Source organism: Chryseobacterium sp. X308 (genome assembly GCF_020733145.1).
GTDB classification, from domain to species: domain Bacteria; phylum Bacteroidota; class Bacteroidia; order Flavobacteriales; family Weeksellaceae; genus Chryseobacterium; species Chryseobacterium cupriresistens.
Window position 1 is genome coordinate 21,901 of sequence record NZ_JAJFZH010000034.1, and the last position, 6,861, is coordinate 28,761.

The 6,861-nt window shown below is 37.7% G+C and carries 6 protein-coding genes; all 6 read right to left on the bottom strand.

Annotated elements, in window-relative coordinates:
• Positions 1 to 6 precede the first annotated feature (6 nt).
• The gene (locus LIV57_RS21630; protein ID WP_202843359.1) at positions 7 to 906 is read right to left on the bottom strand and encodes a pirin family protein; all 900 of its coding nucleotides are present in this window, start codon (positions 904 to 906) and stop codon (positions 7 to 9) included.
• A gap of 60 nt (positions 907 to 966) precedes the next feature.
• Positions 967 to 1,278, bottom strand: coding sequence for a GNAT family N-acetyltransferase (locus LIV57_RS21635; protein ID WP_110010867.1), 312 nt, complete (start codon positions 1,276 to 1,278; stop codon positions 967 to 969).
• Between the two features lie 153 nt (positions 1,279 to 1,431).
• Positions 1,432 to 2,307, bottom strand: coding sequence for a pirin family protein (locus LIV57_RS21640; RefSeq protein ID WP_227944260.1), 876 nt, complete (start codon positions 2,305 to 2,307; stop codon positions 1,432 to 1,434).
• A gap of 162 nt (positions 2,308 to 2,469) precedes the next feature.
• Positions 2,470 to 3,873: an MFS transporter gene (locus tag LIV57_RS21645; RefSeq protein ID WP_227944261.1), complete on the bottom strand. Its 1,404-nt coding sequence runs from the start codon at positions 3,871 to 3,873 to the stop codon at positions 2,470 to 2,472.
• A 138-nt stretch (positions 3,874 to 4,011) separates the two neighbouring features.
• Positions 4,012 to 4,854 carry a hypothetical protein gene (locus tag LIV57_RS21650; protein ID WP_227944262.1) on the bottom strand — a complete coding sequence of 281 codons (843 nt, stop codon included), beginning with the start codon at positions 4,852 to 4,854 and terminating at the stop codon, positions 4,012 to 4,014.
• 270 nt (positions 4,855 to 5,124) lie between these two features.
• Positions 5,125 to 6,792 (bottom strand): asparagine synthase B, encoded by a 1,668-nt coding sequence (gene asnB / locus LIV57_RS21655; protein WP_227944263.1) that lies wholly within the window; start codon positions 6,790 to 6,792, stop codon positions 5,125 to 5,127.
• Between the last annotated feature and the right edge of the window lie 69 nt (positions 6,793 to 6,861).

Genomic DNA, 6,861 nt, shown 5'->3' on the forward strand with positions numbered 1-6,861 from the left:
CTGAAATTATTTTCGGTTTAAAATAGCCTTAGGAAGCGGCACATATTCATTTTCGTCACCTGGAACCAGAGGAAATGCTTCGTGATTCTGATCATTCCAGTTTACCTTTGCCTGTTCAATTAATTCTTTATCAGAGTTAACAAAATTCCAGAATATAAAACGCTCTTCATCGAATGGCTCACCACCAAAAAGATAAACCGTTCCGTTTTCGCTCATTTCAAATTCGCAAAGCTTGGTATCTTTGGCAATCATCAGCTGTTTGGAACCATAAGAGTTTCCATCGGTGGTTACAGTTCCATCCAGAACATACATGGCTGCTTCTCCATAAAGATCTTTTCCAATGCTGATTTTTCTTGCTTCTTTTGTTTTAATTTCAAGGAAAAATAATTTGCTGTGTACCGGAACTGCAGATGTTCTTCCGAATGCTTCACCGGCAATTAATTTATACTGGATACCATCTTCTTCCCAAACCGGAATTTCATCTGCCTCAATATGATGAAAAGTAGGCTCAGACTGCTCAAGATGCTTTGGAAGACCTACCCAGATCTGAAATCCGTGAAGCCTTTTATCGCTGTGTCTTAAATATTCAGGTGTTCTTTCTGAATGTACCACTCCTTTTCCGGCAGTCATCCAGTTAACGGCACCCGGTTTTATTTCAATAGCACTTCCAATGCTGTCTCTGTGAAAGATAGACCCTTCCAACAGGTAAGTTAAGGTAGATAATCCGATATGCGGATGTGGCGGAACATCAAGATTCTGATAATCTTTTAATTCTGAAGGTCCCATGTGGTCAATAAAAACAAAAGGTCCAACGGCTCTTTTCTCACGGAAAGGAAGAAGTCTTCCTACGAGGAAATTTCCGATATCTGCTGCTTTTTCTTCAATAATAAGTCCAATATTTGACATAATGATGTGATACTTTTAAGATATTGTTATTTAAAATAAATGATGAGTTCTGATAAAGATTTACAGTTTGTCATAGCCTTCAAATCTCTCATCTACGATACGTTTCCATTCAGGGTGTTTCTTAATAAAAGCGAAAACATAAGGACAGAAGGGAAGAAGTTTTTTTCCGCTTTCCTCAATAAAATTCAATGTTTTCTCTACTACTGCAGCTGCTGCGCCGGTTCCTGCCAGTTCCGGTTCTGCTTCTGTATGTATCAAAGAAATCTGGTGCATGGTTTCACGATAATCAATAAATGCATAATGTCCGTTGAACTCTATTTCAAATCTTTTTTCAGCTTTTACAAGAGGTATATTTTCAAATTCTGGTTTCATAATATTTGTACTAAGGGTGCTACATTTCCTATAAATGCAGGAAATTGCGTGTTAAGACAATTAAACCTTATAGGTTTTAAAACCTATAAGGTTTGCCATTATATAAAGTTAATAAAAAAGGAATAATCAAAGATTAAGATAAATTTAATTCTTTTAATCTTCCAGATATCCGAATTTTCCGGTATTAAAATCCTCGAAAGCCTGCATGATTTCTTCCCTGGAATTCATCACAAAAGGTCCGTGAGGGTAAATGGGTTCATTGATAGGTTCACCGCTGATGATTAAAACAACAGTATCATCCTTTGCTTCGATGGTAAATGTTTCGCCTTCATTTTTAAACAATACAAAATGATCGGATTTAACGCTTTCTTCTCCATTAATAATAATACTTCCTTCAATCACCAAAGCCGCAGTATTGAAATGAGCAGGGAAATTAAATTCCGCTTTTCCTCCTGATTTAAGCTTTGCGTTCATCATATGGACCGGAGTGAAAGTGCTTGCAGGTCCTTTATGGCCATCATAGTCTCCGGCAATTATTTCTATAAAACCATTATCACCGAGATCAACTCTTTCCATTTTAGAGTTTTCAATAGCCTGGTATTTTGGGCAGCTCATTTTATCTTTTGCAGGGAGATTCACCCAAAGCTGAACCATCTGGAAAATTCCTCCTTCTTTTGCCCACTCCGTTTCATGATATTCTTTGTGAAGAACTCCTTTGGCTGCCGTCATCCACTGAACATCACCTTCTCCGATAACACCGCCGCCGCCGGCACTGTCATGGTGTTCTACTTTTCCGCTATATGCTATGGTTACTGTTTCAAAACCCCTGTGCGGATGCACCCCGACACCTCTCGGTCGGTCTGATCCGTTGAAATGAAATTTTGAATTATAATCCAGCATAATGAACGGATCCATTCTTTTCATATCCAATCCAGGAACTCCCGGAATGAAATTGTGAACCCTGAATCCATCACCTACAAAGTGCGCAGGTTTTGGAGATACTACGATTTCTATTTTTTTAGTTGCCATCACATTGTTGATTTATGTAAACAAAATTACCATACATATATGCGAAAAGCATTGATCTGTGTTAAGTTCGTAGAAGGGTAGAATACAGAAAATACAAATTGGCGGAACTGCTTAGTAATCCGCCATAGATGCATTATTTTTATAATTTTACTTTTTTCCTGATTAATCCTCCTTAGACTGCATATTCTTCCCATCCGAAATATGGAGTCTTCTGAATACCAATCCTGATAGAATTGTTAATATTCCTACCGTGAGAAAGGTTAACCGGAAAGCATTGTGGATTTCTCCTTTAATCAGATCTGTATTTTCGAACAGCTTTAAAACAATCAGTCCGAAAGCAATTCCGAAACCGATGGCTAACTGTTGGTTGACAGAGAGTAATGAGTTTCCGCTGCTGGTTTGAAAATTTCGGAGATCGGCAATGGAAATAGTGTTCATGGAAGTGAACTGTATCGAGTTGAAAAAACCTAACACCGCGATGATGGGAATAAACCAATATAAGGAAGTGTGAATGTTTGGAATGGCGAGAAGGCATATTAATGTTCCGATGATGAAGGTATTCACCATTAAGGTCTGCCGATAGCCATATTTATCTAAAATTTTTATAACAGAAGATTTTCCGAATATAGCTGTTAAAGCCATAGGAGCAATGATCCAGCCGGAAGTTACCGCAGATTGTTTATAGGCAATCTGAATCATTAGCGGAAGTAATAACGGAACGGAGCTGATTCCCAATCTGGTCGCCAGATTGCCCACAATACCCACACGGAAAGTTCTTACCTGAAACAGATTTAATGGGAAAATTGGATTTCCGCCTCTTTTTGCATGTTTATAATAATAGTACAGGAACAAAAATCCCATGATAAATACCAATAAGACCGGTGTAATATTCTGAATGTCTCCGAAAAGTTCCAGTGAAACAGAAAGCAGGAGAGAGGCTGCTGCAAAAATCAGGAACCCTTTTAAATCAAAATCTACATCATCAGATTTATAATTGGGCATGAATTTTAATCCTAAAAGAATTCCCAGCACCCCAATCGGAATATTGATCAGGAATATCCAGTGCCATGAAAGATAATCTACCATATAACCTCCGACCAATGGCCCCAATACAGGCCCGATGAGAGCGGGAATAATAGCAAAGTTCATGGCTTTGAGCAGTTCGTTTTTATCAAATGTTTTGATGAGGGCCAGTTTTCCGACAGGAGTCATCAGGCTTCCTCCAACTCCCTGAACGACCCTTGAAATAACAAGATGGGTAAGGTTTTGAGACAAAGAACAAAATAACGAGCCCAGACTGAACAGCACCAAAGAAAATATAAATACTTTTTTGGTCCCGAACCGGTCTGCAAGAAATCCGCTGGCCGGCATAAAAACAGCAAGCGTTAGGACATAACTGATGATAGCGTTCTGCATATTGAGGGGAGACTCATTCAGATCTTTTGCAATTGCAGGCAGGGAAGTATTCAGAATCGTGGAATCCAGCATTTGCATGAAAATAGCAGTGGCCAGAATTAAGGGAAGTATTTTTTTTACGGAGGTCTGTTGTGTATTTGCTTCTGTCATTTTGTACCGGCTGGGTTATAAAAAATTCCCAGACTTATTTGATTTGAAGAACCGCTTACTCTAAGCGTTTTGATTCTTAGATAAAGAAATCCATATAAAATTAAAAAAGTCCTGTGAAATTTCACAGGACTTTTTGATTTATTTTCTAGGTTTTTCTACTCCTTTCCATTCATCACCGGCTTTTCTGTACTGGCTTAAAGTGAAAGTTTTGAAATCCTTTGTTTTGTATTCGATGTTATCGGTATTCTGTTCAAAAGGCATGATATAATAATATTCGATATCCGTTTTGTCAGACTTGTTCCCTTTTTTTACAGTAGGAACATATTTTGAGAATTTATAGCTTGGAAGATATTGTCTTAATCTGGTATAAAAAGCTTTGTCTTCTTTTTCGCTAGGAATGATATCTACAATATTAAGATCATCTTTTTTCTTGTCAATCCAAAGATAATAGGTTTTTTCTTCTCCTATATTTCTGTTGAACGAGTTGAAAGCAAATAATTCCTTTGGTACAAGCTCTTTGATTTTTTCCGGATCAACCTTAGTATAATATTGCCCTTTTGAAGGATCTACGTACGTTTCCAGATTATACATTAATACAGAATTGTTTTCAAATTTTTTATTTTTAAAATATTGATTTAATGATAATTCTGCAGTTGCTCTCAGTTCTTTGCCTCTTGCATCCAGTTTTTTGGTCGGATTCTGAGGGTTTACATATTTTACAAATTCATATAAAACGACAGGTTTTATATCTTTAAGGTGAGGATAAGTTTTCAGTTGCTCTGCTTTTACCAGCCAGTAGAATTGTTGATAGTAGTCGTCCTTATCCTGGTCTTTCACACTCTTGTAAGCCAAAGCAAGCTTCTTTGAATTCAGATATTTGCCGTATTTCCCTTGTCCAAAAGCAAAACTAATCGCTAATAAGGCAAATAAAACAGTAAGGTTTCTTCTCATTTTTTTATAATTGATATTTTCGTTTTCCAAATATAATTATTTATTAGATATTATTTTGGATTGTGAGTTAAATTATGCCATATTGTTATTGTTAATTCAAGAAAAAATCCTGTATTGCTACAGGATTGATAAATTATAACAGAGAGAGTTATAGGTTTGAATGAAAAAAATATACATGTCATTAGTGAATTTTGCTTCGCAAGTAAATAATAAGCCTGTAATCCCGTAACCCGAATCCCGCAATACATTGACAAGCGAAGCGAAGCGAATTGACGATTAACTATTCATCAATATCCCTTTCTAATATGACGTTTCATGTACTTTCACTGCTCTTCCGCTTGGATCGTTCATTTTTTTGAATGCTTCATCCCATTCCAAAGCAATAGGAGTGGAGCATGCCACCGATGGAACCGATGGAACAGTAGCTGCAGCGGTTTCACTTGGGAAATGTTCTTCAAAAATCGTTCTGTACCGGTATTCTTCTTTGTTCTGAGGAGTGTTTAGCGGGAATCTGAATCTTGCATTCGCCATCATTTCATCCGTTACTTCTTTTTCTGCGACCTCTTTTAAAGTGTCTATCCATGAATATCCTACACCATCCGAGAACTGTTCTTTCTGTCTCCAGGCAATAGAATCAGGAAGCAGGTCCTCGAAAGCTTTTCTCAATACCCATTTTTCAATTTTTCCTTCAGCGGTATTGATCATTTTATCTTTAGGGTTAAGCGTCATCGCAATATCCATAAATTCTTTATCAAGGAATGGTACTCTTCCTTCAATTCCCCAGCTCATCAACGCTTTGTTGGCTCTTAAACAATCATAAAGGTGAAGTTTGCCCAGTTTTCTTACCGTTTCATCGTGGAATTCTTTTGCATCAGGAGCTTTGTGGAAGTATAAATAACCTCCGAACAATTCATCAGAACCTTCTCCTGAAAGAACCATTTTAATCCCCATGGATTTGATCACTCTTGCTAAAAGGTACATTGGGGTGGATGCTCTGATGGTGGTGACATCATAGGTTTCAAGGTGGTAAATAACGTCACGTACAGCGTCCAGTCCTTCCTGCACGGTAAAGTTAACCTCATGGTGTACAGATCCGATGTGTTCCGCAGCTTTCTGAGCTGCTGCCAGATCGGGAGAACCAACCAATCCTACGGCGAAACTGTGAAGTCTCGGATACCACGCTTCCTGTGTATCGCCGCTTTCAATTCTCTGGCGGGCAAATTTTGCAGTGATAGCGGAAATAACAGATGAATCTAAACCTCCTGATAGAAGTACTCCATATGGAACATCACTCATCAGTTGTCTGTGAACTGCATCTTCTAGACCTTTTCTCAGTTTTGAAATATCCGTTTCATTGTCTTTTACATGATCAAAGCTGTCCCAGTTTCTTGTGTACCATTGCTGAAGCTCAGCGCCATCTTTGCTGTAAACGAAATGACCGGGCAGGAATGTTTCTATTTTTTTACATACCCCTTCAAGAGCTTTTAATTCTGAAGCGACATAATAGTTTCCGTTTTTGTCCCAACCCTGATAAAGCGGGCAGATTCCCATATGATCGCGGGCAATAAGATAAACATCATTTTCAGTATCATATAAAGCGAAGGCAAAAATTCCGTTGAGTTTCTCTACGAAATCTTTTCCGTATTTTCTGTACAGTGCAAGGATTACCTCACAGTCCGACTGAGTCTGAAACTCATAATCAGGAAATTCTTCTTTTAATTCTCTATGGTTGTAGATTTCACCGTTTACGGCTAATACTACTTTTCCGTCTTTCGTAAATAAAGGTTGTTTCCCGGAAGTTGGATCTACAATGGCAAGTCTTTCATGAGAAAAAATGACTTTCTCATCCTGGAAAACTCCACTCCAATCCGGTCCTCTGTGACGGATTTTTTTTGACATTTCCAATACCTGAGGTCTTAATACTTCGGTTTTTTGCTTGGCGTCAAATAAACATACAATTCCACACATAATTTTTTATTATTTATGGAACAAAAGTAAAAGTGATGTTTATAAATAACAATTAAAAATGTTTAAATG

Excerpts from the sequence above, each read along its gene's own strand:
- LIV57_RS21630 (WP_202843359.1), bottom strand. The coding sequence starts at position 906 with ATGTCAAATATTGGACTTATTATTGAAGAAAAAGCAGCAGATATCGGA.
- LIV57_RS21635 (WP_110010867.1), bottom strand. The coding sequence starts at position 1,278 with ATGAAACCAGAATTTGAAAATATACCTCTTGTAAAAGCTGAAAAAAGA.
- LIV57_RS21640 (WP_227944260.1), bottom strand. The coding sequence starts at position 2,307 with ATGGCAACTAAAAAAATAGAAATCGTAGTATCTCCAAAACCTGCGCAC.
- LIV57_RS21645 (WP_227944261.1), bottom strand. The coding sequence starts at position 3,873 with ATGACAGAAGCAAATACACAACAGACCTCCGTAAAAAAAATACTTCCC.
- asnB (WP_227944263.1), bottom strand. The coding sequence starts at position 6,792 with ATGTGTGGAATTGTATGTTTATTTGACGCCAAGCAAAAAACCGAAGTA.